The sequence below is a fragment of the Pseudomonas sp. 20-5 genome (assembly GCF_056782835.1).
In genome coordinates this window covers 514,028-538,567 of record NZ_CM165584.1, presented here as the reverse complement: position 1 = coordinate 538,567, position 24,540 = coordinate 514,028, and the positions used below count along the sequence as shown (strand labels likewise).

Annotated in this window: 24 protein-coding genes; 10 read left to right on the top strand and 14 right to left on the bottom strand. The window is 67.3% G+C overall.

The features are described from left to right. Positions 1 to 16 precede the first annotated feature (16 nt). A complete protein-coding gene (locus AC1RB9_RS02455) occupies positions 17 to 943 on the top strand; it encodes a LysR substrate-binding domain-containing protein (RefSeq protein WP_003121783.1) in 927 nt (308 codons plus the stop codon). A 347-nt stretch (positions 944 to 1,290) separates the two neighbouring features. Further along, on the top strand, positions 1,291 to 3,018 hold the full coding sequence (locus AC1RB9_RS02450; RefSeq protein ID WP_003163213.1) for an NCS1 family nucleobase:cation symporter-1: 1,728 nt from the start codon (positions 1,291 to 1,293) through the stop codon (positions 3,016 to 3,018). Positions 3,019 to 3,051: 33 nt separating this feature from the next. On the opposite strand, the gene AC1RB9_RS02445 is transcribed toward AC1RB9_RS02450, so the two are convergent. From AC1RB9_RS02445 to AC1RB9_RS02435, 3 genes are all read right to left on the bottom strand, one after another. Then, positions 3,052 to 3,621 (bottom strand): TetR/AcrR family transcriptional regulator, encoded by a 570-nt coding sequence (locus AC1RB9_RS02445; protein ID WP_003084771.1) that lies wholly within the window; start codon positions 3,619 to 3,621, stop codon positions 3,052 to 3,054. A gap of 49 nt (positions 3,622 to 3,670) precedes the next feature. Continuing rightward, a complete protein-coding gene (locus tag AC1RB9_RS02440) occupies positions 3,671 to 4,075 on the bottom strand; it encodes a PaaI family thioesterase (RefSeq protein WP_003118845.1) in 405 nt (134 codons plus the stop codon). Positions 4,076 to 4,214: 139 nt separating this feature from the next. Then, positions 4,215 to 4,964, bottom strand: a complete 750-nt coding sequence (locus AC1RB9_RS02435) for a glutathione S-transferase family protein (RefSeq protein WP_003121781.1) — start codon at positions 4,962 to 4,964, stop codon at positions 4,215 to 4,217. Positions 4,965 to 5,132: 168 nt separating this feature from the next. On the opposite strand from AC1RB9_RS02435, the gene AC1RB9_RS02430 reads away from it, so the two are divergent. The 3 genes from AC1RB9_RS02430 (at position 5,133) to AC1RB9_RS02420 (ending at position 9,137) form a co-directional block, all read left to right on the top strand. Continuing rightward, the gene (locus tag AC1RB9_RS02430; protein ID WP_003084762.1) at positions 5,133 to 5,651 is read left to right on the top strand and encodes an RNA polymerase sigma factor; all 519 of its coding nucleotides are present in this window, start codon (positions 5,133 to 5,135) and stop codon (positions 5,649 to 5,651) included. Then, positions 5,648 to 6,619 (top strand): FecR domain-containing protein, encoded by a 972-nt coding sequence (locus AC1RB9_RS02425; RefSeq protein WP_003105235.1) that lies wholly within the window; start codon positions 5,648 to 5,650, stop codon positions 6,617 to 6,619. Before AC1RB9_RS02430 ends, AC1RB9_RS02425 begins: the two co-directional genes overlap by 4 nt. A gap of 103 nt (positions 6,620 to 6,722) precedes the next feature. Then, positions 6,723 to 9,137 carry a TonB-dependent siderophore receptor gene (locus tag AC1RB9_RS02420; RefSeq protein ID WP_003142701.1) on the top strand — a complete coding sequence of 805 codons (2,415 nt, stop codon included), beginning with the start codon at positions 6,723 to 6,725 and terminating at the stop codon, positions 9,135 to 9,137. Positions 9,138 to 9,309: 172 nt separating this feature from the next. On the opposite strand, the gene AC1RB9_RS02415 is transcribed toward AC1RB9_RS02420, so the two are convergent. Continuing rightward, complete coding sequence (locus AC1RB9_RS02415) at positions 9,310 to 10,167, bottom strand: PP2C family serine/threonine-protein phosphatase (RefSeq protein ID WP_003099950.1); 858 nt, start codon at positions 10,165 to 10,167, stop codon at positions 9,310 to 9,312. A gap of 85 nt (positions 10,168 to 10,252) precedes the next feature. On the opposite strand from AC1RB9_RS02415, the gene AC1RB9_RS02410 reads away from it, so the two are divergent. Beyond that, the gene (locus AC1RB9_RS02410; RefSeq protein WP_003459290.1) at positions 10,253 to 11,203 is read left to right on the top strand and encodes a Vgb family protein; all 951 of its coding nucleotides are present in this window, start codon (positions 10,253 to 10,255) and stop codon (positions 11,201 to 11,203) included. Positions 11,204 to 11,221: 18 nt separating this feature from the next. After that, on the top strand, positions 11,222 to 11,842 hold the full coding sequence (locus AC1RB9_RS02405; RefSeq protein WP_003117918.1) for a glutathione S-transferase: 621 nt from the start codon (positions 11,222 to 11,224) through the stop codon (positions 11,840 to 11,842). Here AC1RB9_RS02405 and AC1RB9_RS02400 read toward each other — a convergent pair. The 6 genes from AC1RB9_RS02400 to rloA2 all read right to left on the bottom strand — a co-directional run bounded on the left by AC1RB9_RS02400 (position 11,805) and on the right by rloA2 (position 16,506). Beyond that, a complete protein-coding gene (locus tag AC1RB9_RS02400; protein ID WP_003163211.1) occupies positions 11,805 to 11,990 on the bottom strand; it encodes a hypothetical protein in 186 nt (61 codons plus the stop codon). The genes AC1RB9_RS02405 and AC1RB9_RS02400 overlap by 38 nt on opposite strands. Beyond that, positions 11,987 to 12,289, bottom strand: a complete 303-nt coding sequence (locus AC1RB9_RS02395) for a hypothetical protein (RefSeq protein WP_003084737.1) — start codon at positions 12,287 to 12,289, stop codon at positions 11,987 to 11,989. Before AC1RB9_RS02395 ends, AC1RB9_RS02400 begins: the two co-directional genes overlap by 4 nt. Positions 12,290 to 12,338: 49 nt before the next feature. Then, positions 12,339 to 13,697: a cell envelope integrity protein CreD gene (creD, locus tag AC1RB9_RS02390; RefSeq protein WP_003099944.1), complete on the bottom strand. Its 1,359-nt coding sequence runs from the start codon at positions 13,695 to 13,697 to the stop codon at positions 12,339 to 12,341. A gap of 101 nt (positions 13,698 to 13,798) precedes the next feature. Beyond that, a complete protein-coding gene (creC, locus tag AC1RB9_RS02385; protein ID WP_003113267.1) occupies positions 13,799 to 15,223 on the bottom strand; it encodes a two-component system sensor histidine kinase CreC in 1,425 nt (474 codons plus the stop codon). Further along, positions 15,223 to 15,912 (bottom strand): two-component system response regulator CreB, encoded by a 690-nt coding sequence (creB, locus tag AC1RB9_RS02380; protein ID WP_003084734.1) that lies wholly within the window; start codon positions 15,910 to 15,912, stop codon positions 15,223 to 15,225. The genes creC and creB overlap by 1 nt, the downstream gene beginning before the upstream one ends. An 84-nt stretch (positions 15,913 to 15,996) precedes the next feature. Then, positions 15,997 to 16,506, bottom strand: a complete 510-nt coding sequence (gene rloA2 / locus AC1RB9_RS02375) for a retropepsin-like aspartic peptidase RloA2 (RefSeq protein WP_003084733.1) — start codon at positions 16,504 to 16,506, stop codon at positions 15,997 to 15,999. Between the two features lie 142 nt (positions 16,507 to 16,648). On the opposite strand from rloA2, the gene AC1RB9_RS02370 reads away from it, so the two are divergent. Then, positions 16,649 to 17,536 (top strand): acyltransferase, encoded by an 888-nt coding sequence (locus tag AC1RB9_RS02370; protein ID WP_003099939.1) that lies wholly within the window; start codon positions 16,649 to 16,651, stop codon positions 17,534 to 17,536. Between the two features lie 273 nt (positions 17,537 to 17,809). Here AC1RB9_RS02370 and AC1RB9_RS02365 read toward each other — a convergent pair whose 3' ends face one another. Together AC1RB9_RS02365 and clpG are read right to left on the bottom strand one after the other, a co-directional pair. Beyond that, positions 17,810 to 18,388, bottom strand: a complete 579-nt coding sequence (locus tag AC1RB9_RS02365) for a DUF2780 domain-containing protein (protein WP_003084725.1) — start codon at positions 18,386 to 18,388, stop codon at positions 17,810 to 17,812. Between the two features lie 101 nt (positions 18,389 to 18,489). Then, a complete protein-coding gene (gene clpG / locus AC1RB9_RS02360) occupies positions 18,490 to 21,288 on the bottom strand; it encodes an AAA family protein disaggregase ClpG (RefSeq protein WP_003117917.1) in 2,799 nt (932 codons plus the stop codon). Between the two features lie 373 nt (positions 21,289 to 21,661). On the opposite strand from clpG, the gene mdtD reads away from it, so the two are divergent. Together mdtD and AC1RB9_RS02350 are read left to right on the top strand one after the other, a co-directional pair. Beyond that, on the top strand, positions 21,662 to 23,095 hold the full coding sequence (mdtD, locus tag AC1RB9_RS02355; protein ID WP_003084717.1) for a multidrug transporter subunit MdtD: 1,434 nt from the start codon (positions 21,662 to 21,664) through the stop codon (positions 23,093 to 23,095). A 1-nt stretch (position 23,096) separates the two neighbouring features. Beyond that, complete coding sequence (locus tag AC1RB9_RS02350) at positions 23,097 to 23,471, top strand: YkvA family protein (RefSeq protein ID WP_003142684.1); 375 nt, start codon at positions 23,097 to 23,099, stop codon at positions 23,469 to 23,471. Here the strand turns inward: AC1RB9_RS02350 and rloA3 are convergent. Both rloA3 and AC1RB9_RS02340 read right to left on the bottom strand, forming a co-directional pair. After that, positions 23,465 to 23,989 (bottom strand): retropepsin-like aspartic peptidase RloA3, encoded by a 525-nt coding sequence (gene rloA3, locus AC1RB9_RS02345; protein WP_003099931.1) that lies wholly within the window; start codon positions 23,987 to 23,989, stop codon positions 23,465 to 23,467. The genes AC1RB9_RS02350 and rloA3 overlap by 7 nt on opposite strands. A 150-nt stretch (positions 23,990 to 24,139) precedes the next feature. Continuing rightward, the gene (locus tag AC1RB9_RS02340) at positions 24,140 to 24,349 is read right to left on the bottom strand and encodes a cold-shock protein (RefSeq protein ID WP_003084710.1); all 210 of its coding nucleotides are present in this window, start codon (positions 24,347 to 24,349) and stop codon (positions 24,140 to 24,142) included. Positions 24,350 to 24,540: the final 191 nt, after the last annotated feature.

Genomic DNA, 24,540 nt, shown 5'->3' with positions numbered 1-24,540 from the left:
TCGGCAACTGAATAACATGCATCCCCTGCTGCGCCGTCTCGATCTCAACCTCCTGCTTGTCTTCGACGCCCTGTATCGCCACCGCAACGTCGGCACCGCAGCCAGCGAACTGGCGATCAGCGCCTCGGCCTTCAGCCATGCGCTGGGGCGCCTGCGCCAGGGGCTGGACGACGAGCTGTTCCTGCGCCAGGGCAACCGCATGCAGCCGACCCAGCGTGCCGAGCACCTGGCCGCTGCGGTGGCCGCCGCTCTGCGCGCCCTCGGCGAGGGGCTGGAAGAGTGGCGGCCGTTCGTACCGGGACAGAGCCAGCGCACCTTCGTCTTCGCCGCCACCGACTACACCGCCTTCGCCCTGCTTCCGCCGCTGATGAACCGCCTGCAGCACAGCGCGCCCGGAGTGCGCCTGCGCCTGGTCAATGCGGAACGCAAGCTGTCGGTGGAGGCCCTGGCCAGCGGGCGGATCGATTTCGCCCTCGGCTACGACGAGGAACACGAGCGCCTGCCCGAAGGCATCCAGGCCCATGACTGGTTCACCGACCGCTACGTGGTGGTAGCGCGGCGCGACCACCCGCGCCTCGCCGGGGCGCCGACGCTGGAGGGCTACCTGGCCGAACGGCATGCGGTGGTGACGCCGTGGAACGAGGACAGCGGGGTGATCGACCGGCTGCTGGCCCGCTCCGGCCTGCGTCGCGAAGTGGCGGTGCAACTGCCGACGGTGCTGGCGGCGCTGTTCCTGGCAGGCTCCACCGATTTCCTGCTCACCGCTCCGCGACATGCCGCACGGGCCCTGGCGGAAGCCGCCGGCCTCGCCCTGTATCCCGCGCCGTTCGACATTCCGCCCTACGTGCTGCGGCTCTACAGCCACGTCCAGCATGTCGGGCGTGACGCCCATGCGTGGATGATCGGGCAGTTGAAGGGCCTGGATATTTCCCGGACGGGCTGAGCTTCGCGCCGCGCACCGTCGACGGGCGCGGCGGTAACACTGGGCACAATTATTGTGCACAATTTTCCCAATGCGGCCTCCTGGCGTCCCGCTTTTTTCCCCTCTCCCTCGTCCGTCCGCATAAGCCTATGAATCGGTTCGAAATTCTTACCTGATCGAAGCGACAGCTTTTTCCCAAGCGGTTTCAGGGGCTTGCCGCCGAAAGGCCGGTTTCCGCAGAGCGCGGAAAATTCGGTCGAGGATCGGTTGGCACATAACTGGCTTAAATCTTCGAAATTCTTGTATACAAAAACAACAGACGAACCCGACCTCGCGCCGAGTTCTTCCGACTGCCGGAGGAGACCGCCATGTCCAGCACCCCGAAGCCGCCCGCCTCGCCCCGCGAGTTTTCTCCCTCGCTGCTCGACCTCGGCACCCTGGAAAGCCTCGACAGCCTGCCGCGCGCCGGTCAGCGGAGCGCCGAGTTCTCCGCCTCACTGCTCGACCTGGGCACTCCGGCCAGTCTCGACTGCCTGCCACGCGCCGGGCTGCGCGCAGCGGAGTTCTCGGCGGCGCGCCTGGACCTGGGCACTCCCGCCAGTCTCGATTGCCTGCCCCGCGCCAGCCATCACGCCGGCCCCGAACTGCCGCCGCTGAGCCCGCGCCTGTACAGCGCCGATCTCGCCCCGACCAAGGCCGAAGGGCGCCGCTGGGGACGCTACAGCCTGTTCGCGCTGTGGACCAACGACGTGCACAATATCGCCAACTACTCCTTCGCCATCGGCCTCTTCGCCCTCGGCATGAGCGGCGCGCAGATCCTCGCCGCGCTGGCCCTGGGCGCGCTGATGGTCTACGGGCTGATGAACCTGTCCGGCTACATGGGCCAGAAGACCGGGCTGCCCTACCCGGTGATGTGCCGCATCGCCTTCGGCATCCACGGCGCGCAACTCCCCGCGCTGATCCGCGCGGTGATCGCCATCGTCTGGTTCGGCATCCAGACCTATCTCGCCTCCATCGTCCTGCGCGTGCTGCTGACGGCGATCTGGCCGGGGCTCGCAGCCTACGACCAGGACGCCATCCTCGGCCTGTCGAGCCTGGGCTGGGCGACCTTCGTCGCCATCTGGTGCGTGCAACTGCTGATCTTCGCCTACGGCATGGAGATGGTGCGTCGCTACGAATCCTTCGCCGGACCGGTGATCCTGCTCACCGTCGCCGCCCTCGCCGCCTGGATGTACCTGCGCGCCGGCGCCTCCATCGCCTGGTCCAGCGGCGAACCCATGAGCGGTTCGCAGATGTGGTTGAAGATCTTCGGCGGCGCGGCGTTCTGGGTGACCCTGTACGGCACCATGATCCTGAACTTCTGCGACTTCGCCCGCGGCTGCCCGGACCGCCGCACCATCAGCGTCGGCAACTTCTGGGGGCTGCCGGTGAACATCCTGCTGTTCGGCCTGTTCGCGGTGGTCCTCGCCGGCGCCCAGTTCAGGATCGACGGCCAGCTCATCCAGAGCCCCACCGACATCGTCGCCGCGATCCCCGACACCCTCTTCCTGGTGCTGGCCAGCCTGGCGCTGCTGATCGTCACCGTGGCGGTGAACATCATGGCCAACTTCGTCGCCCCGGCCTACGTACTCACCAACCTGGCGCCGAACCTGCTGAACTTCCGCCGCGCCGGGCTGATCAGCGCGACCATCGCGGTGCTGATCCTGCCCTGGCACCTGTACAACAGCCCCGGGGTGATCCTCTACTTCCTCGGCGGCCTCGGCGCGCTGCTCGGCCCGCTGTACGGGATCATCATGGTCGACTACTACCTGGTGCGGAAAGGCCGGGTGAACCTGCCGGAGCTGTACACCGAAAGCCGCGCCGGCGCCTATCACTACGCGCGAGGGGTGAACCCGCGGGCCATCGCCGCGTTCGTCCCGGCGGCGATCATCTCCACCCTGCTGGCATTGTTGCCGGCATTCGCCGAGCTATCGCCGTTCTCCTGGTTCTTCGGCGCCGGCCTGGCCGGCCTGATCCACTACGCCCTGGCCAAGCGCCGCACGGCCTACCACGAAGTTTCCGGCGAAGCGATCGCGGTGGACAGCGTGCAGCACTGACGGATACCTGGCCGGCCTGGGCGCGACACCCGCCTAGGCCGGCAGTAGCGCCTGCAATTCTTCCTCGATCGCATCCAGCGCCTGGAACGACCGCTCGACGCGGGCCACCGCGACCGCCCCCTCCAGCGCCGCGAGGATCAGCCAGGCGCGCGAGGCGGCGAGCTTTTCCGCCAGTCCGTCGGCGCGCAACGCACGCTCGATGCTGGCGTGCCAGGCGCGGAGCGCCCGGCGGCATTCAGCGTGCACCGGGGCCAGCTCGGCGTCGATGCTCAGGCTGGTGGAAAGCACCGGGCAGGCCTCTTCGAAACGCGAATGCTCCAGCCAGCCACGCAGGGTCGCGGTGAACTGGCGGAGGACGTTGCGCGCATGGGGGGCCTGGGTCCCGGCGCGGTCGAGGAAGGACGCCACCTCGTCGGCGACGAAGCCGATCGCGGCGCTGGCGATCTGCGGCTTGCCCTCGGGGAAATAGTGATAGAGCGAGCCTTTCGGCGCCTCGGCGCGAGCGATGATGTCGCTCAGCCCGGTGCCGAAATACCCGCGGCTGGCCAGCAGCGAGGCGGTGGCATGGACGATCCGTTCGGCGGCATTGGACTTCTTCGGCAAACCTGACTCCCCAACTCACGGCAGACGACCGGGCAAGCATGCCCGAGCCTCAGGGCAGATGAAACACGCCGCTGGCGCTGGCCACCAGGCGCTCGCCGCTGTGCAGCCGGGCCGAGGCGAAGGCCATGCGCTGGCCGAGCTTGTCGACCCGGGTATGCACCTCCAGCCAGTCGCCGACCCGCGCGACCCCGCAGAAGTCCAGGCGCAGGCCGACGGTGACCATCGGCTGCGGCGGTTCGCGGGAGAACGCCATGGCGTAGCCGAGGCCAACGTCGGCCAGGGTCGAGAGCAGGCCGCCGTGGGCGGTGCCACCGTGGTTGCAGTGCTTTTCGTCGATGCGCAGCGCCACCACCAACTGGCGCTGGGCGTCCTGCCGGCAGAAGAAAGGACCGAGCAGGTCGAGCAACGGACTGCTGCGGAACAGCGGCTGGAACCCTTCGGGGACGTTCATCACGGTGCGGCCTCCGTTTTATATAGACTGGTCTATATAAAATATGCCCGGACGCTGGATCCACCAGCGCCGCGAAGGTCTTATCGAGGCGCTGAATGGCGCTTCATCAGGACGGCGCCCTGGGCGCCGCCCGCACTCCCTCTCAGCGGCTCATCGGACCGCGCACCGGCCGCTCGCGGGCGTGGCTGGTCGCGCTGAGCGGCGCGCCGGCCTCGCGCAGCGCCTGGCGCTGTTCGGCGACCGGGGTCTGCGCGGTGGCCTTCTCGAAACGCGCCAGATGCTGGAAGGCCGGCAGGGCGAAAGCGTCAGCCAACAGGCGCGCCAGGCGCGGCCAGCGCTCGCCGTCGACCTGGTAGCGCGCCAACTGGGCATTGCGGAACAGGCAGGCGACGGCGACATCGGCGATGGACAGCTCGCCGCACAGCCAGCCGCTCGGCGGGATCCGCCCTTCCAGGTAATTGCAGATCGACGGCAGGTCTTCGTCGTAGGTGCGTTGCAGGATCGCCTGGTCGGGTTCGCGCTGCCAGATGCCGCGGTTGATCACCAACTGGTGGAACAACTGCCAGATGATCACCTGGCCCAGCCGCGAATCGGCGTACTCCTCCAGCCAGCGGGCCTGGGCGCGCTGGCCGATGTCGGCGGGATACAGGCTCGGCTGCGGGTAGCGCTCCTCCAGGTACTGGCAGATCACGCTGGAATCGTTGAGGACGAAGTCACCGTCCACCAGCACCGGAATCTGGCGCAACGGACTGAGGCGCTCGAAGGCCTCGTCGCCGAAGAACGGCACGATGGGGTCGATGCGGTAGGCGATGCCTTTCAGTTCCAGCAGCACCAGCACCTTGCGCACATAGGGGGACAGATAGGAACCGATGATCAGCAAAGGTTCGGCCACGGCGAGACTCCTGTTCTTGTTATGGGAACACCGATCCTCCGGCAAACCAGCGGGACGACTCAAGTGGCTTCCCGACGGACGCCAATTGCAGGGATAGTCGCACTTTGCGATCATTTGCGAATAATTCTCGTTTTTCCATTCAATCCCGTTTCGGGATGGGGAGCGGTCGTGTCGGCGGGTGACGTCAGCAACAGCGAATTCGTGGGTAGCCTGTACCGGGACCACCGCGGCTGGCTGCTTGCCTGGCTGAACCGCAACCTCGGCTGCCGCCAGCGCGCCGAAGACCTCAGCCAGGACACCTTCGTTCGCCTCCTCGGCCGCCCGGAGCTGCCCGGCCTGCGCGAACCGCGCGCGTTCCTGGCGAAGGTGGCGCGCGGTCTGATGATCGACCACTTCCGCCGCGCCGCCCTTGAGCAGGCCTATCTCGCCGAACTGGCGCTGGTTCCGGAAGCGGAGCAGCCTTCGGCCGAAGAGCAGTACCTGATTCTCGAGGACCTCCGCGAGATCGATCGCCTGCTTGGCACGCTGTCGCTGAAGGCGCGTAGCGCGTTTCTCTATAGCCGCCTGGACGGCATGCCCCACGCGGAGATCGCCGAGCGTCTCGGAGTCTCGGTGCCGCGCGTGCGCCAATACCTGGCCCAGGGTCTGCGCCAGTGCTACATCGCCCTCTACGGAGAGCCCCGGTGAGCGCCGACGATCGTCATTCGCCGGTACGCGCGCGGGTGCTCGACGAAGCCATCGCCTGGCAATTGCTGCTCGACTCCGGCGAAGCCCATCCCGACGATCACCGCGCCTTCCACCGCTGGTACGCGGCGCATCCCGAACACGAACGCGCCTGGGAACAGCTCGGCGGCCTCGACCGGCACCTGGCGAGAGCCGCCAACGGGCCGGCACGCAACGCCCTGCTGTCCGGCAACGCACGCTTCAAGCGCCGCCTGCGCCGGCTCGGCGGCAGCGCCCTGGGGCTAGTGCTGGCGCTGGGCGTCGGGCTCGGCGTGGCCAACCGCTACGTCCCGGTCCGCTACCTGCTGGCCGATGCCTACAGCGCCACCGGCGAGCAGCGCGAGCTGACCCTCCCGGATGCCACTCATGTGCGCCTGAACAGCCGCAGCGCCATCGACGTCCGCTTCGACGGCGAACGCCGCCAGGTCGTGCTACTGGCCGGCGAGATCCTGGTGGAAACCGCCCATGGCGACCCGCGCCCCTTCGTGGTCAGCAGCGCCGATGGCGACATGCGCGCCCTCGGCACGCGCTTCCTGGTGCGCCGCGAGGAACCCGGCACGCGCCTCACCGTGTTGCAGTCGGCGGTGGCCGCGCGCGCGGAAACGCTCAGCGAAGAGCGTGTGATCAAGGAAGGCCAGCAGGTGCTGATCCTGCCGCAAGGCCTGCAGGCCAGCGAAGCGGCCCCGGCCCTGGCCGGCGCCTGGGCACAAGGCATGCTGGTGGTGGAGAACGCCCGGCTGGCCGACCTGGTGGCGGAACTGGGGCGCTATTCGCCGGCGCTGCTGCGGGTCGACCCGAGCATCGCCGACCTGCGCGTCACCGGCAGTTTCCCGCTGAAGGACACCCGCCTCGCCCTTCAGGCTTTGGAGCCGAGCCTGCCGGTGCGCAGCGTGAGGCACAACGCCTGGTGGTTCGAAGTGGTGCCACGCTGAACCGAACGGGCCGGCGAAAAATTTTTCCCGCCGGCCCTATCACTTTTTCCGACTCGTCCGGCAAGGAGGCATTGAGACTCGTTTCCATCCAGGAGCCCCGCACATGCCTCGCCCGACGTTCCGTCCCGGCCTGCTCGCCCTAGCCATCGCCCTCGCCGTTCCCGCACCGTTCCTCCACGCCGCCCCGGCCGAACAGGCCAGCGTGCGCGACTACCGCATCGCCGCCGGGCCGCTGGCAGGCACCCTGAACCGCATCGCGGCCCAGGCCGGCCTGGTCCTCACCCTGGATCCGGCGCTCGCCGAAGGACGCAGCGCCCACGCCGTGCAAGGTCGCTTCGACGCGCCCGGCGCATTGCGCGAAGCGCTCAAGGGCAGCGGCCTGGAACTGGTGGAAAATGCCGGCGGCACCTACAGCCTGCGCAAGGTGCCGGAAGACACCCTGTCGCTGCAGGCGATGACGGTCAGCGGCGCCGAGGAAGACCCACTGGGGCCGACCAGCGGCTACGTGGCCAAGCGCAGCATGACCGGCACCAAGACCGATACGCCGATCCTCGAGACCCCGCGTTCGATCTCGGTGGCGACCCGCCAGCAGATGACCGACCGCGCCGTGCACAACCTCGACGACGCGGTGCGCTACATGCCCGGCGTCGTCGCCAGCAGTTTCGGCAGCGACTCCCGTTCCGACTGGTTGAAGGTGCGCGGCTTCAAGCCGACCCAGTTCCTCGATGGATTGCCGATGGCGACAGGCTCATACAACAACCCGAAGCTGGAGACCTGGAATCTGGAGCGCCTCGCCCTGCTCCGCGGCCCGGCCTCCTCGGTCTACGGCCAGACCCCGCCCGGCGGCATGCTCGACATGGTCAGCCTGCGCCCGCAGGGCATCGCCAGCCATGAACTGAAGGCCGAGATCGGCAACTACAACCACAAGCAGGTCAGCTTCGACAGCACCGGCCCGATCGACGACGAGGGGCGCTTTCTCTATCGCCTCTCCGGCGTGGTGCGCGACAGCAACACTCAGGTCGACCATATCGACGACAAGCGCTACAACATCGCCCCGAGCCTGACCTGGAACATCGACGACGATACCCGGCTGACCTTCCTCAGCCAATTCAACCGCGACGATACAGCCGCCACCAGCCAATTCTTGCCGTTACGCGGGACCAAATACGATGCTCCATTCGGAAAGATTTCCCATCACAAAAACCTCGGCGATCCGGACTGGGACTTCTACGACCGCACCTACTATTGGTTGGGCTACTCCTTCGAACGGCGCATCAACGATGTCTGGCAGTTCCGCCAGAACCTGCGCTACCTGCGCAACGACCTGTCGTTCCAGACGCTTACGCCAACCAGCAGTATCGATGCGGCCAGCGCCGACGGCACCTTACAGCGCATGACGACCTCGGTGGACGAGGACATCAGTCAGTTCGTGGTAGATAACAATTTCCAGGCTGACTTCGAGACCGGTGCGCTGCGCCATACTCTCCTGCTGGGTATCGATCACAACCGCACCCGCACCGACTACACCTCGATCTACAACTTCACCGGTGTGCCGCCGACCAACGTCAACAACCCGATCTATGGTCAGCCAATTCCCAAGCCATCGCGCTCTAGTGCGTTCTATGACTACCGACAGAAGACTTATCAGACCGGGCTCTACGTCCAGGATCAGATCGCCCTCGACAACTGGCGCCTGACCCTCGGCGGCCGCGAGGACTGGGTACATGCCGGCGCCACGTTCTACAATCAGAACGATGCCACCAACACCAGCCGCGACAAGAAATTCAGCGGTAACGCAGCTCTGAGCTACATCTTCGACAACGGCCTGGCGCCCTACCTTTCCTATGCGGAGTCATTCCAGCCAAGCACCGGCGCCGACGATATAGGCTCCAACAAGATGTTCAAACCCACCGAAGGCAAACAATGGGAACTGGGCGTCAAGTATCAACCCGTAGGCTCCGATTCGCTGTTCACCGCAGCCGTCTACGACCTACGCCAGGAGAACGTGAGGGTCACCGACAACGTCAATGGGACACCCACTACCTCGCAGGCTGGCGAGGTTAAGGTCACCGGCTTGGAGCTGGAAGCCACCAGCAACGTCACAGACAATCTGAAAGTGATCGGCTCCTATAGCTACGCCGACACCGAAGTGAAAAAAGGCCAGTACGCAGGCAACCGCCTGCAACAGGCGCCGCGCAACCAGGCCTCGCTATGGGCCGACTACACCTGGCACGAGGGTACGCTGAACGGTTTCAGCGTGGGTGCCGGCGCCCGCTACGTAGGCTCGACCTACGGCGACCAGGCCAACACCTACGACGGCTACGCCGGCTCGTACACCCTGTACGACGCCGCCGTGCGCTACGACCTGGGCCAATTGAACGGCAGCCTGAAAGGCGTCAGCGTGGCGGTCAATGCCAACAATCTGTTCAACAAGGACTACCTGGCGTCCTGCGACGGCTACTACTGCTACTACGGCGACCAGCGCAGCGTGGTGGGCAGCGTCAGCTACAAGTGGTGAGCGACGCGTCACAGGTGCGTAACGGCGGATAACCGCTTCGCGGTTATTCGCCCTACCGCAGAACGTACCTTCCGGGCACCGGATGCCCTCCTCCCGCCTGAGGGAGAGGGCCGGGATATCGGCAGCCGGCGCAATGGGGAGGACCTGCATTCCGGGCGCCGGAGATCATCGTTCACCCCGCGATCCGACCCCACAGCGCGCTGGCGTCGTCGTGGATCTTGAAACGCGGGAAAGCCAGGGCCTGGTCGTCGCCCTGTTCGATCTCGCGCAACTCGTCGAGCATGGCGCTCACTCCGACGTCCTCGAGGCGCCGCAGCAACTGTTCGTCGGTATAGCGGCGGAAAGGCTCGACCAGCCGGTCGAAGCCGTCGGTCATCAGCACGAAGGAACGCAACGCGGCGAGCGGCAAGGTCTCGCGCTGCACCTGGCCGAGCCAGCGGTCGCTGATGTCCAGCGCCCAGTAGCCCTCGGGCTTGTTCATCAGCAGGCGGTTCTGCCGCACGCGCGGGCGGCTGGCCTTGAACAGTTCGGCGTGATCCCACTGCGGATGTTCCTCGCGCATCCGGCAGAAATGCGCCAGGGATTGCCGATCCAGTTCGTGTAGGGCCGAATCGCCGAAGCTGCGTACCTGGCCGTCGGCGCCTTCGACGAGGATCCGGCTGTCGCCGATGTTGAGCAGTTCGATTTCTCCGCCGCGAATCCGCAGCAGGCTCAGGCAGGCCGCCGGCATGTCTTCGAGGTCGTGCCAGTCGCGGCCGCTCTGGGCGCGGAAGTCGCCCTGGATATCGTTGAGCAGGCGCCGCAGCAGGGTCTCGCTGGATTGCTCGGGCTCGACTTCCAGCAGCAACCGCAGGTGCCGGTCCACCGCCTGGGCCAGCCAGCGCGCGTCGCTTTCCACGCCCAGCACGCTGCGACCGATGCTGGTGGCACCGTCGATCACCCAGGCGGCCTGCGCCGTGCAGCCCAGCGCATCGTCGTTCACCGCGCCCCCCGCGCGGCATTCCGCCCCGAGTATTTCCACTGTGGCCATTCGCAGTTCCTCCTATGCTCAATGCGCTGCCAGAATAGCAAGACAGAGCCTTTCCACGTTCCGCTCGTCATTCCGGGAGAACCGTATGCGTCACCTGCCCTACCCGCTGCTGGGCCTGTTCCTGGCCCTGTCGTCGACCGGCGCCGCCCTGGCCGGCGAACAGTACTACCCGCTGGACAAGGGCTCCGCGCCCTACGCGGTCGCGCCCAGTGCACAGGGTGCGGTCTGGTACGGCGCGGACGGCGGGCATTCGCTGGGGCGCCTCGACCCGACCAGTGGCGAGAGCGTGCAGGTGCCGCTCGGCGAAGGCGCGCGGCCGCGAGCCATCGTCAGTGACGAGAGCGGCAACGCCTGGGTGCTCGACAGCGGCCTCAACGCCATCCTTTGCATCGGCGGCGAGCGCCTGGGCAGCGAACGTTTCCCGCTACCGGCCAAGGCCGCGCCGGCCGGGCTCGACTCCGCGGTATTCGACGACGACGGGCGCCTCTGGTTCACCGGCAGCCGCGGCTTCCACGGTCGCCTCGACCCAGCCAGGCGCCTGGTGGAGGTCTGGCCCTCGCCCCAGGGCAAGGCGGCGAACGGCATCTGCGTCACCCCGGACGGCGAGGTCTGGTACGCGCAGGACGACGCGCTGGTGCATGTCGATCCGCTCGACGGCAGCACCGAGCGGTTGCCCGCGCCTGAAGGCACGAAGGCCTTGCGCGGGATCGGCGCCGACTCCATCGGCAGGCTCTGGGCCAGCGACAGCGGTGGCGCCCGGCTGTACCGCTACGATCCCAGCGATGCCTCGTGGCAGAGCTGGCCGCTGCCGGACAGCCAGGCCCGCCCGGACAGCCTGCGGGACGACGCCATGGACCGTGTCTGGCTGCACGACGCCGCCAGCGGGGCGCTCTTGCGTTTCGACAGTGAGCAGGCGACATTCCGCGTCCTGCCCAGCGACCGGCCGGCGCCCGGCAACGCCCTGCTCGGCGGTCGCCCCGGAGAAACCTGGAGCGCCGAGCCTGCCGCCGATCGTCTGCGCGTCGTCCGCGACTGATCCTTCCAAGGAGCCCGCATGAGCGCTACCCATACGCTGTTCTACGCCGCCGCCTCGCCCTTCGTGCGCAAGGTCCTGGTCCTGCTCCACGAAACCGGCCAACGCGAGCGCGTCGCGCTCGAGGAAGTCACGCCGACGCCGGTCGCGCCCATCCGGCAGCTCAACGCCAGCAACCCGGCCGGCAAGATTCCCGCCCTGCGCCTGCCGGACGGCCAGGTGCTGCACGACAGCCGGGTGATCTGCGACTACTTCGACCAGCAGCACGTCGGCGAACCGCTGATCCCCCGCGAAGGCAGCGCCCGCTGGCGACGCCTGACCATCGCCTCGCTGGCGGACGCCGTCCTCGACGCCGCGGTGCTGTCCCGCTACGAAACCTTCGTCCGCCCCGAGGAGAAGCGCTGGGACACCTGGCTCGAAGCACAGCGGGAAAAGATCGCGCGGTCCCTGGCGTGGCTGGAGGGCGACTGCATCGCCGAACTGCAGGCGCGCTTCGACATCGCCGCCATCGGCGTCGCCTGCGCCCTGGGCTATCTCGACCTGCGCCAGCCGGAGTGGGACTGGCGCGGCCGCTACCCGCGACTCGCCGCCTGGTTCGCCGAAGTCAGCCAGCGCCCGTCGATGCAGGCCACCCGCGCCTGACCCCAAGGCCCGCCGACGCCTGCTGCCGCCGCAGACGTTCGGCGCGTTGCAGCCAGGCCGCCGAGGGGCCGGGGAACAGCAGGCCGATCCGCGTCGCCAGGCGCTCGCCGTCGCGACGGTCGTCGCGCAGGCCGACATAGCCATTCATTTCCAGCACACCAGGCGGAACAGCAGCAGGCCCAGCAACAGCGCGCTCTGTCCGAGCCCCATGCAAAGCTCCAGGAAGGAGCGCACGTGCGGATTGCCGGCGGCGCCCTCGATGCCGCTGAGGCCTTCCCAGAATCCGTCCGGCATCAGCACCAGCATGGCGTGGGCCAGGGGCTTGCCGCTGGCGATCCAGTACTCGATCAGGCCGAACTTGCCGAAGAACAGCAGAAAGATCAGGATCACGCCGCTGACCAGCAGGCCGAGGGCGGCACAGAGGGTGAACTCGAAGAACAGGCGCATGCTTTTCCTCCTTGGAAATCGGCGGCGGCCGGCGCCGCCGCCTTCGTCGTCAGGCCCTGGCGGGTACCGCCGGGAAGTCCTTGCGGCCGACCCCGTACCAGTCCAGGCGGCGGGTCAGCACCATCACCGCGGCAAGCACCGCGAACAGCAGCAGCGAGCCCATCAGCAAGGCGTAGTCCTCCGCGCTCAGCAAGCCGTAGAGCAGGCCGTACAGCCCTGCCAGGCCGGCGCTGAAGCCCAGCCCTCGGGCCACGCTGCGCAGGACGAAGCACAGGTAGAAGCCGATCAGGCCGACGCAGGCTCCGGCGGAGACCAGGTAGGCCAGCTCGAAGCCGACGTGCTCGGCCAGCGACAGCAGCAGCAGGTAGAAGAACGCCAGCGCCAGGCCGACCAGCGCGTACTGGACCGGGTGTACCGCCAGGCGCTTGAGCACCTCGAAGAGGAAGAAGCCGGCGAAGGTCAGGGTGATGAACAGCAGCGCGTACTTGATCGCGCGGTCGGCCTTCAGGTACTGGTCCACCGGATCGACCAGGCCGACGCCGAAGGCGCGCGCCTGGAAGCCGTCGCAACGCTGCTCCTCCACGCAACTGCGCAGCGCCTCTTCCATGTTGGTGGCGAAGAAGCTGGTCTGCCAGCGCGCGGTGAAGCCCTGGGCGGTGATCTCCCGCTCGCTGGGCAGGAACTCGCCGCCGAAGCTCGGGTGCGGCCAGTCGGCCTTCAGGATGACCTGGCTGTCGCGGCCCACCGGCACGATGTCCAGCCGCTCGCTGCCGAGCAACGACAGGTCGAAGGCGTACTCCAGGCGCTGCGCCTGGCGCCCGTCGACGCCTTGCAGCGGTGCGTGCACACCGCTGCCGAGCAGGCCGACCCGGCTACCCGGCTCGAAGTCGACGCTGGCACCGTTGAGGGACAGGCGCAGGGCATTCTCGATGCCGCGGATGTCGCTGATGCCCATCGCCAGGAACGGCGTTTCGAACTGGTAGTCCTCCAGGTCTTCTTCGATGCCATAGTGCGCAGGCACCTGGAAGTAGCCGGCAACCTTGTTGTCGACGTGGTACAGGCGCGCCTGGTAGATGCCACGGTAGCGCAGCTCGGTGCGCATCTGCCCGTCGAGGGCGAAGCGGTCGGGCAGGAAGTACAGCTCGCCGCGCTGCTCGCGCTCCTGCAACACGCGCTTCTCGGTCTTCTCCTCGGTGACCCACTCGCGCACCGTCCTGCGGTACGGCACCACCAGCAGCGGGCCGGTGAGGCGCTGGCTGTAGCTGGAGCTGCGGGCGATATCCTGCAGCACGCCGTCACGAACCTCCTGGCGATCGCGGATCAGGCCGTCGATCATCAACAGGGGAATCAGCAATAGCAGGATGAGTAGGGCGATGGCGCCGAGCTTGTAGGCCAGCGTGCGGTTCATGGGGGACTCTCCGTCGGGGTGATGGCGGAAAGTCTGCGGCGCCGCGATGGCGGGCTTCGGGTCGCCGTGTGGAGAGTCGATGGAGTTTCCGTGGAGACGCCTCAGCCGCGCGGCAGCCAGAGCAGCGCCTCGACGCCGTCGTCGCGGTTGCCGACCTGCAACCGGCCGCCATGCAGTTGCGCCACCTCGGCGACGAAGTTCAGTCCCAGCCCGGTGCTCTTGCGCCCGCTGGCCGGGCGCGGCAGCGAGTAGAAGCGTTCGGTGAGGCGCGCCAGGGCGTAGTCGGGAATCGCCGGCCCCTGGTTGAACAGGCGCAGGGCGATACCCTCGCCGTCGGCCTCGGCGAGCAGGCGAAGGATGCCGCCGGGCGGGGTGAAGTCGAGGGCGTTGTCGAGCAGGTTGGCCAGCGCCTGGCGCAGCAGGAACTGCTCGCCGCGAACCTCGCAGGGACCTTCCAGGCGGTTCTCCACCCGCAATCGCTGGCGCTGGATACGCGCCGCCTGGCCTTCCAGCAGGGACGCGGCGATCTCCCGCAGGTCGACCTTGCCGACCTCCTCCAGGCCTTGCCGCTGCTCCACCTGGGCCAGGCTCAGCAGGCGCTCGATCAGTTGTTGCAGGCGCTCGCTCTCGCCGGCGATGTTGCCGACGAAGCGCGCCCGCTGCTCGGCCGGCATCTCGCCGTCGAGCAACTCGGCGGCGCCACGGATCGCCGCCAATGGGCTCTTCAGTTCGTGGGTCAGGGTATGCACGTAGCGCTCGACGTAGTCCTTGCCTTCCAGTTGCGTGCGCATGCGTTCCACCGCGTCGGCCAGTTGCGCCATCTCGCCGCCGCGATAGCGCGGCAGCTCGGCGCGGCGCCCCTCGCTGACCGCCTGTGCGTACTGGGTGAGGCGCCGCAGCGCGCCGCTGAGCCACCAGGAGAGCAGGCCGCCGACCAGCAGCCCGAGGGCGATCAGCCCGGCACCGAGCCAGGCCAGGCGCCGCTGCGAGCGGTCGATGTAGGGTTGCAGGCTGCTGTTCGGCTTGGCCACCGAAACCACCCCGATGATCTTCCCGCCATCCTTGATCGGCGCCGCCACGTACATCACCGAGGAATCCGGGTCGTCCGGGTCTTCGCGGCTGGAGCGCGCGCCGTACTGGCCCCGGAGAGTCAGGTAGACGTCGTTCCAGCGCGAATAGTCCTGGCCGACGGCCACCCCGGCGGAGTCCAGCAGCACCTTGCCGCTGGCGTCGGTGACGTAGATGCGGTGGTTCACCGCCTCCTTGCGCAAGCCCCAGATATCCGCCTGCGGCACCCGCTTGCCGTAGTCCTCGAGCATCTCCGGCAGGTCGCTCTGTGCCAGGGTGCCGTTCTTCACGTCCTGGCGGAGGATCTCGGCGAGCAGGTTGGCGGTGTCCACCAGAGTTTCCTCGGTGGACTGGCGCACGCCGGGGCGCACTTCGTCCATCACCGTGCTCAGCACGAAGTAGCCGGTGAGACCGACGAACAGGAAGTAGACCAGGAAGATCCGAACGCCGAGCGGCATCAGGCGTGGTCCGGGCTGTAGCTGTAGCCCAGGCCGCGATGGGTCTGGATCGCTTCGCCGCGTTCGTTCACCTGGCGCAGCTTGGCGCGCAGGCTCTTGATGTGGCTGTCGATGTTGCGCTCGTAGCCGGCCTCGCTGGCGACGCCGAGGGCGTCGAGCAACTGCTCGCGGCTGAATACCCGCTCGGGCTGCCCGAGCAGCGTCTGCAACAGGCGGAACTCGTGGCGGGTGAGGTTGAGCGGGGTGTCGCGGTAGTGGATCCGCACGCGCTCCTCGTCGACCTGGAACGGCCCGCTCGGCGCGGCCCCTTCCAGCGCCGCCGGGCGCGGCGCCATGCGCTTGAGGATGGCCTTGACCCGAGCCGCCACCTCGCGCGGGCTGAACGGCTTGACCACGTAGTCGTCGGCGCCGATCTCCAGGCCGACCACGCGGTCGATCTCGGCATCGCGCGCGGTGAGGAAGATCACCGGCACCTCGGAGAACCGCCGCAGGCGCTTGCAGGCCTCGAAACCGCTGATGTCCGGCAGACCGACGTCGAGGATCAGCAGATCCGCCGGCTGGCGCTCCTGCAACGCCAGCGCCTCGCCGGCGAGGGTCACCCAGGTGGTGGCGAAGCCTTCGGCCTGCAGGGCGTAGAGCAGGGTGTCGGCAATCGCGGCTTCATCTTCGACGATCAGGATATGCGGCATGGCGTGACGGCGGCTGACGGGAATGCCGGAACGGTGCCGCAAGCCGGCGCGCGCGTCAATCGCGCCGCCGGTGGCGTAGGACGCTTACTTGCAGGTGGGCTTGTCGGCGACGAAGCGCTCGGAGGGATCGACCGCGACGTGGAATTTGCGCAAGCCCTTGGTGCCCATCAGGAACGGATAGTTGAAGGCGCTGCGGTCGGTGAGGTTGACCTCGATGGTCTTCATCGCTCCGCCCAGGCAGACCTGCAGGTCGATCACCGGGCGTTCGCTCAGGCGGTCCTCATCCTCGTCCTCGCCGTTGCGGTTGTCGGCGCGGTTCTTGATCTTGCCGATGCGCGCCAGCTTGTGCTCGAACACAGAGCCGTCGGCCTCCTTGGTGGCCAGCCGGAAGCGCACCCACTCCTCGCCGTCGCGCTGGAACAACTCGATGTCCTTGGCCGACAGCGAGGAGGTGTAGGCGCCGGTGTCCATCTTCGCCTGCAGGGTGCGGTCCAGCTCCGGCAGGGAGACCCATTCGTAGCGGCCGTAGAGGTTGGGTTCGGCGGCGAGGACCGGCAGGGCGAACAGCGAGAGCAAGGCAAGGGCACGCTTCACGCGGGCATCTCCTGAAGTGATACGAGGTCCACATAGGACTAGCACGGCGCGGTTTCGTTCGCCACGCCGGCGGCTTGGGCGGCGCGGCGCGGATGCGTATGATGGGCCGCGTCGACCCACACCCAGGACAGGGAAACCAACCATGCGGGAACTGTTGACCGGCCTGACCAGCAGCCTTCTGCTGCTTCTCAACACGCTGATCCTGATCGGCCCGATGATGCTGATCGCACTGCTCAAGCTGGTGCTCCCCGGCCAGCGCCTGAAGGACCTCTGCTCCAGGGGCGTGATGTGGATCGCCGAGACCTGGGCGGAGATCGACAAGTGGATCTTCGCCACCTGCACGCCGACGGTCTGGGACGTGCGCGGCGCCGGCGACCTGCGCCAGGACACCTCGTACCTGGTGGTGAGCAACCACCAGTCCTGGGTCGACATCCCCGCGTTGATCCAGGTGTTCAACCGGCGCACCCCTTACTTCAAGTTCTTCCTCAAGAAGGAGCTGATCTGGGTGCCCTTCCTCGGCCTGGCCTGGTGGGCGCTGGAGTATCCGTTCATGAAGCGCTATTCCAAGGCCTTCCTGGAGAAGCACCCGGAACTCAAGGGCAAGGACCTGGAGATCACCAAGGCCGCCTGCGAGAAGTTCAAGCGCATCCCGGTGACCGTGGTGAACTACCTGGAAGGCACGCGTTTCAGCGAGCAGAAGAAGGCTCGGCAACAGTCGCCCTATCGCCACCTGCTCAAGCCCAAGGCCGGCGGGGTGGCCTTCGTCCTCGCCGCGCTGGGCGAGCAACTGGACGCCCTGCTCGACGTCACCGTGGTCTACCCGAGCGACAAGGTGCCGGGATTCTGGGACCTGCTCTGCGGACGGGTGCCGAAGGTGATCGTCGACATCCAGACCCGCCCGATCGATCCCGCCCTGTGGCAGGGCGACTACGAGAACGACCCGGTGTTCCGCCAGTACGTGCAGGAATGGGTCTCGCGCATGTGGGAAGAAAAGGACGAACGCATCGCCCGCTTGCGGCAACTGCGCTGAAGTACCGGCCGAAGCACACCCATCTCGTAGGGCGGATAACGCCGGGGGCGTTATTCGCCCTACCGGAGCGGGCAACGAATACCCGGGGGTCGCACCCACCTCGTAGGGCGAATAACCGCAACGCGGTTATCCGCCGTTTCCACGGCGCAGCGGCGGATAACGCCGGGGGCGTTATTCGCCCTACCGGTGCGGGCAACGAATATCCGGGCGCCGCACCCACTTCGTAGGGCGAATAACCGCAGCGCGGTTATCCGCCGATCCGCTGGCGGCAGATCAGAGCAGCGACGAGCCGCCCGCCTTGCTCACTCCCCAGAGATTGCTCAGGCTGCCCAGCAGCTCGCTGTTGGCGCCCTGCTTGCCGAAGTAGTCGACCAGCACCTGGGCGAACTTCTCGGTCATCCCGCTATCCATGCCCAGGGTGCCGAAGGCCTTGTTCACGTCGCCCATGCTGTCCGCATTGCCGAGCAGCGAACCGAGGCCCTTGCTGTCGCCGCCGCTCTTGCCGAGCACGTTGCCGAGCCCGCCGAGACCGGCCAGGGCGTTGTTGCCGGCCAGCTTGTCGAGGCCGGGGATGGTCTTAACCAGTTGCGAATAATCGTTGCCGGCCAACTGGTTCTTGGCCAGGCCGAGCAGGGCGCCGGTACCGCCGACCGCCTGCTCCTGGCTGACCCCGAGCTGGCCGGTGAGTGCGCCGAGCAGACCGCTGGTCTGCGGGGTGGTGGCTACCTGGGCGGAGTCGCCCTGGGATGCCCCGGCGACCGCCTTGGCGGCATCCCCGAGATTGAAGGCGAACGCGGAGGCGGCGCTGAGCAGCAGGGCCGCGGCCAGGGTAGCGTGGGTGGTGACGCGCATCGGCAATTCCTCATGAGATATCGAACGCCCCGGCCGCATTCGCAGGCCGGGGTGAGATTTCGACCGACCGGCCGGTGCCTTGTTCCCCAACCTTGGTCGGGTCACTTGGCCTTCGGCTTGTCGGCCTTGCCCTTGGCGGCGGCGCCTTTCTTCGCCGCCGGCTTCCTCGCCGCCGTCGCGCGGCCCTTGGGCGTCTCGCCGGCGCCGGATTTCTTGCGTGCCGCCGGCTTCGGCGCGGCGCCCTTGCGGTAGCCGACGCCGTCCTTGGCGTCGTAGAAGAAGGTGACCGTCTCGCCCTCTTTCACCTCGCCCTTGAGCATCGCCGTGGCCAGGCGCGTCTCCAGTTGCTGGCGGATCTGCCGCTTCAGCTCGCGGGCGCCGAACTCCGGCTGGTAGGCCTCTTCGGCGAGGTGGCCGACCAGGCTGTCGTCGATGTGCAGGTAGATGTCCTGAGCGTGCGCGGCGCGCTTCACCCGCTCCAGTTGCAGGCGCACGATGTCCTCGATCTGCGCCTTGCTCAGCGACTCGAAGACGATCACCTCGTCGAGGCGGTTGAGGAATTCCGGGCGGAAATGTCCGCGCAGGGTAGTCATCAGTTCGCGCTTGAGCTTCTCCGGCGGCTGGGCGAACTCGCCGGCCTGGGCGTTCTTCATGATCAGCTCGGAGCCGAGGTTGCTGGTGGCGATGATGATGGTATTGGTGAAGTCCACCACGCGCCCCTTGCCGTCGGTCAGGCGGCCGTCGTCGAACACCTGCAGGAGGATGTTGTTGACGTCGGCGTGGGCCTTCTCGATCTCATCGAGCAGGATCACGCTGTACGGCCGCCGGCGCACCCGCTCGGTGAGCTGGCCGCCCTCGTCGTAGCCGACGTAGCCCGGCGGCGCACCGATCAGCCGGGACACCGCGTGGCGCTCCATGTATTCGCTCATGTCGATGCGGATCATCGCGTCTTCGTCGCCGAACACCACCTCGGCCAGGGCCTTGGCCAGCTCGGTCTTGCCCACCCCGGTCGGGCCAAGGAACAGGAAGGTGGCGATCGGCCGGCTGCCCTGGCGCAGCCCGGCGCGGGCCAGGCGCACGGCGTCGCTGACCGCGGTGATCGCTTCCTGCTGGCCGATCACCCGCTGGTGCAGGCGCTCTTCCATCTGCAGGAGCTTCTCGCGCTCCTCGGCGGTCAGTTCGGTGACCGGGATGCCGGTGAGCCTGGAGATGATCTCGGCGATGTCCTCGACCCGCACCTCCTCGGTCTTCGACCCCTGGGTCTGCTGCCAGCGCTCGGTGATCTGCTCGAGGTGTTCCTTGCGTTCCTGGATGCGTTTCTCGAAGACCTTAGCCTCGTCGTACCACTTGCGGCTGGCGGCGTAGTCCTGCTCGCGCTTGAGCTGCGCCAGCTCGGCCTCCAGTTCCTGGATCTCGGCCGGCCGCGAGGTGCTGGCGATGCGCACGCGGGCGGCGGCCTGGTCGATCAGGTCGATGGCCTTGTCCGGCAGGAAGCGGTTGCCGATGTAGCGGTCGGACAGCTCGGCGGCGGCGACGAAGGCCTCGTCGCGGATGGTCACCTTGTGGTGGCCTTCGAGCTTGTCGCGCAGGCCACGGAGGATGGAGATGGTCTGCTCCACCGTAGGCTCGGGGACGAACACCGGCTGGAAGCGCCGCTCCAGCGCGGCGTCCTTCTCGATGTACTTCTGGTACTCGTTGAGGGTGGTGGCGCCGATCAGGTTCATCTCGCCGCGCGCCATCGCCGGCTTCAGCACGTTGGCCACGTCCAGCCCGCCTTCGCCGCCGCCCTGGCCGGCACCGACGATGGTGTGCACCTCGTCGATGAACAGGATGATCTCGCTCTGCGCCGCCTGCAGTTCGTCCATCACCTGCTTGAGGCGTTCCTCGAACTCACCGCGGTACTTGGCGCCGGCGACCATGGCGTTGATGTTCAGTTCGACCAGGCGCTTGTCGCGCAGCACCTCCGGCACCTCGCCCTGGACCATGCGCTGGGCCAGGCCTTCGACGATGGCGGTCTTGCCGACGCCGGGCTCGCCGATCAGCACCGGGTTGTTCTTCTTGCGCCGGGCGAGCACCTCGATGGTGGTCTCGACTTCCTTCGAGCGGCCGATCACCGGATCGAGCTTGCCTTCGCGGGCCAGCCGGGTCAGGTCGCGGCTGAACTTGTCCAGTTGCGGAGTGTTGCTCGGGCCGTCCACGCGGCCGTCCTCGGCGCCCTTGCCGACCACCTTGACCGCTTTCTGCCGTAGCGCCTGCTCGGTCAGGCCGTACTTCTTCAGGAGCGTCCCGGCGAAGCTGTCCGGCACCGCCGCCAGGCCGAGCAACAGGTGCTCGGGGCCGACATAGCTGTGGCCGAGTTCGCGGGACAGGGCGAAGGCATGCTGCAAGGCGCTCTTCACCCGCGGCGAGATGGTCATGTCCTCGCTCGCCTCGCCCTTGCTGGCGCCGCGCACGGCGTTGGCCTCGATGTACTGCTTGAGGTCGGCCGGCGACAGGCCGAACTGCTTGAGCACCGCCTGCACCACGTCGGCGTCGGCCAGGGCGTAGAGCAGGTGCTCGGTGTCCACTTCGCGCTTGCCGAATTCGGCGGCGACCTGCGCGGCGCGTTGCAGGTACTCGGTGGTCTGCTTGCTGAAGTATTCGGCGATGTCCACCGCCTCCGGCTCGCGGGCGCGCACCGGGGTGACCGGGCTCTGCTCGCCGAAGCCGGAGAAGATCTCGTCGAACGGGCTGCCGCCGCCGAACAGCGACTCCAGCGGCGAGCGCATGCGCTGCTGGCGCATCAACTGGCGGTAGTGCAGTTCGCAGAGGGCGAGTTCGCGGCGCTGGCCGTTCTGTACCAGGCTGACGCGGGCGACGGCGGGACGTTCGTGGCAGATAGCGCAAAGTTCCTGGGCCATGGGAGGACTCCTGTTTCCACGGAAGGTGGGCTTCGGCGACGGCAGCAGCGACCGGGGTCGCCGAGCGCTGCGTGGAGAACATCGCGACAAGGCGGTGAAGCACGCGCCGTCGAGCATGCAACGCGGGACATGTCCGTGCGATGACGAAGCGCCGACGTCGCATCCGCAGCCACTGACGGGGTGACTCTTGAGTACTAGCACAGCAGCCGGCGAGCGCCAGCGCTTCGGCTTGACCCAGGACAATGAAAGGCGACCTCTCTGGCCGCGACTTCCGCCGCAATGCCCGCTGTTCGCCCCGATCCGGTCGCCGGCCGTCCCATCGCGGCGAGAACTTCTCTATGCTTGGGCCCTGTCCGCCCGAGGGAGCCCGTCCATGAGCGAGCCGTTCCAGCTCACCCCCCGCATCGCCCGCCAACTGCCCTGGCTGGTTGCCGTCGCCTTCTTCATGCAAGCCCTCGACGGCACCATCCTCAACACCGCGCTGCCGAGCATGGCCAGTTCGCTGAACGAAAACCCGCTGCGCATGCAGGCGGTGGTGATCGCCTACCTGCTCACGGTGGCCCTGCTGATACCGGCCTCGGGGTGGATCGCCGACCGTTTCGGCACGCGCCGGGTGTTCCTCGGCGCGGTACTGCTGTTCAGCCTCGGCTCGTTGCTTTGCGCGCTGTCGCCGAGCCTCGAACTGCTGGTCGGGGCGCGCATCGTACAGGGCGTCGGCGGCGCGCTGATGATGCCGGTGGGACGGCTGGTGATCCTGCGCGTCTACCCGCGCCAGGACCTGGTGCGGGTGCTCAGCTTCGTCACCATTCCCGGCCTGCTCGGCCCGCTGGCGGGACCGACGCTGGGCGGCTGGCTGGTGGAGTACGCCTCCTGGCACTGGATCTTCCTGATCAACCTGCCGGTCGGCCTGCTCGGCTGCCTGGTGGCGATGAAGCTGATGCCGGACCTGCGCAGCCCGGTGCCGAGCCGTTTCGACAGCATCGGCTTCCTGCTCTTCGGCGGCTCCATGGTGCTGATCTCCATCGCCCTGGAAGGACTCGGCGAGCTGCACCTGTCGCACCTGCGCGTGGTCCTGCTGCTGATCGGCGGACTGGTCCTGCTCACCGCCTACTGGCTGCGCGCGCTACGCATCGACAAGCCGCTGTTCCCACCGAGCCTGTTCAAGGCGCGGACCTTCGCCGTCGGCATCCTCGGCAACCTGTTCGCCCGCCTGGGCAGCGGCGCCCTGCCCTTCCTCACCCCGCTGTTGCTGCAGGTGGGACTGGGCTACCCGCCCTCCACCGCGGGCATGACCATGATCCCGCTGGCGCTGTTCGCGATGGTCGCCAAGCCGATGGCCAAGCCACTGCTGGACTTCTTCGGCTATCGCAAGCTGCTGGTCGGCAACACCCTGATCCTCGGCTGCCTGATCGCCGGCTTCGGCCTGGTCGACCAGGACACCCCCTACGTCTGGCTGCTGCTGCACCTGAGCCTGCTCGGCGCGGTGAACTCCCTGCAATTCACGGCGATGAACACCCTCACCCTGATCGACCTGCAGGACAGCAACGCCAGCAGCGGCAACAGCCTGATGTCGGTGGTCGTGCAGTTGTCGATCAGCCTCGGCGTGGCTTGCGCGGCGGCGTTGCTGGGCGGTTTCCAGACCGACCTGGATACGGGGCAGGACACCGTACTCGGCGCCTTCCACGCCACCTATGTCAGCGTCGGCCTGATGTCGATGCTGGCCGCGGCGATCTTCTTCCAGCTCGGCAGCGAGGACGGTCGCACCAGCCCGCGCCGGGTCGATCCGGAAAAGGACCCGGACCTCTAGGATGGCCTGGATCGCTACGCTCAAGCGCTGGGCTCGCGAGCTGAAGACCGAGGTCATCGTCCTCTGGCTGTGCAGCCGCCATCCGCACATGCCCTGGCTGGCCCGACTGGTGGCTCTGCTGGTGGTGGCCTATGCGCTGAGTCCGATCGACCTGATCCCGGACTTCATACCGCTGCTCGGCTACCTCGACGACCTGTTGCTGGTGCCGCTGGGGATCTGGCTGGCGATCCGCCTCACCCCACCCACGCTGCTCGCCGAGTGCCGCGCGCGGGCTCGCGAGGTCGAGACGCACCCGCGCAACCTGTGGATGGCTGCGCTGATCGTGCTGTTCTGGGTGGCGCTGGGCGCTGGACTGCTGCGCTGGTTCTTCTACTGAGCGGCGAGCGCGCTGCAGGTAGGTTTGCGGGTGAAGGTTCGGGACACGTCGACCGCGCCGAGGTGTTCGAGCGTGCGGCGGCCGAGCAGCACCGGATAGTTCATGTTGCCGCGGTCGCGCAGGGAGAACTGCTCGCGCAGCAGCTTGGCGCCCAGGCAGATGTCCATCGCCACCACCGGACGGCTGTCGCTGCCGCCGGCGCCGCGTACCTTGATCAGCCGCAGCACCTTGCGCTCGAAGGTCACGCTGACCGGCGCCTTGCTGTCGGCGGTGGGCAGCACGACATCGAAGCGCACCCAGCGCTCGCCGTCCTTCCTGTAGCGATGGATATTCCTCGCGTCCAGCGACGAGGTCAGCGCGCCGGTATCCAGCTTGGCCTTGGCCTGCATGCGCTCGGGCATCAGCCAGGACTGCTCGATCCAGCCCCAGTGCTCGGTGGCGGCATGGCAGGACGCGGAAGAGAACGACAGCGACAACAGCGCGGCGAAGGCCAGACGACGGGATTGCACAGGCTTCATCGAAACGACTCCGAACGGGACCGGGCCACTCTGGGCGGGAACTCGTCAAGACAGGGTGAACGGCAGGCGAAGACAGTGTGACGGTTTTCTCCGGGCAATAAAAAACCCGGATGCTTCCATCCGGGTTCTTCGGGCTGGGGCCCAGGGATCTTAGTTGATCACCTGAACGCGCTCGGCCTGCATGCCTTTCTGGCCTTGTACGACTTCGAAGCTGACCTTCTGGCCTTCGGCCAGGGTCTTGAAGCCGTTACCTTCGATGGCACGGAAGTGAACGAAAACGTCCGGGCCGCTTTCCGGGGTAATGAAGCCGTAGCCTTTGGTTTCGTTGAACCACTTAACGGTGCCGTTCTGACGGGACATTGCAAGTTCTCCTTGGAACTATGGGTATTGATTTAGCCACGAAATCGTAGCCGGTAACTGAGTTGCAAGGAGTTACAAGGAGTCGAGCAGGACGGGCTGGAATTTCCGACCGCATCAGGTCACGATCGACGGCGACCCATGCAAACACAGTGTCAGCACTCTACGACAAAAAACTGAGGAAAGCGAACCTG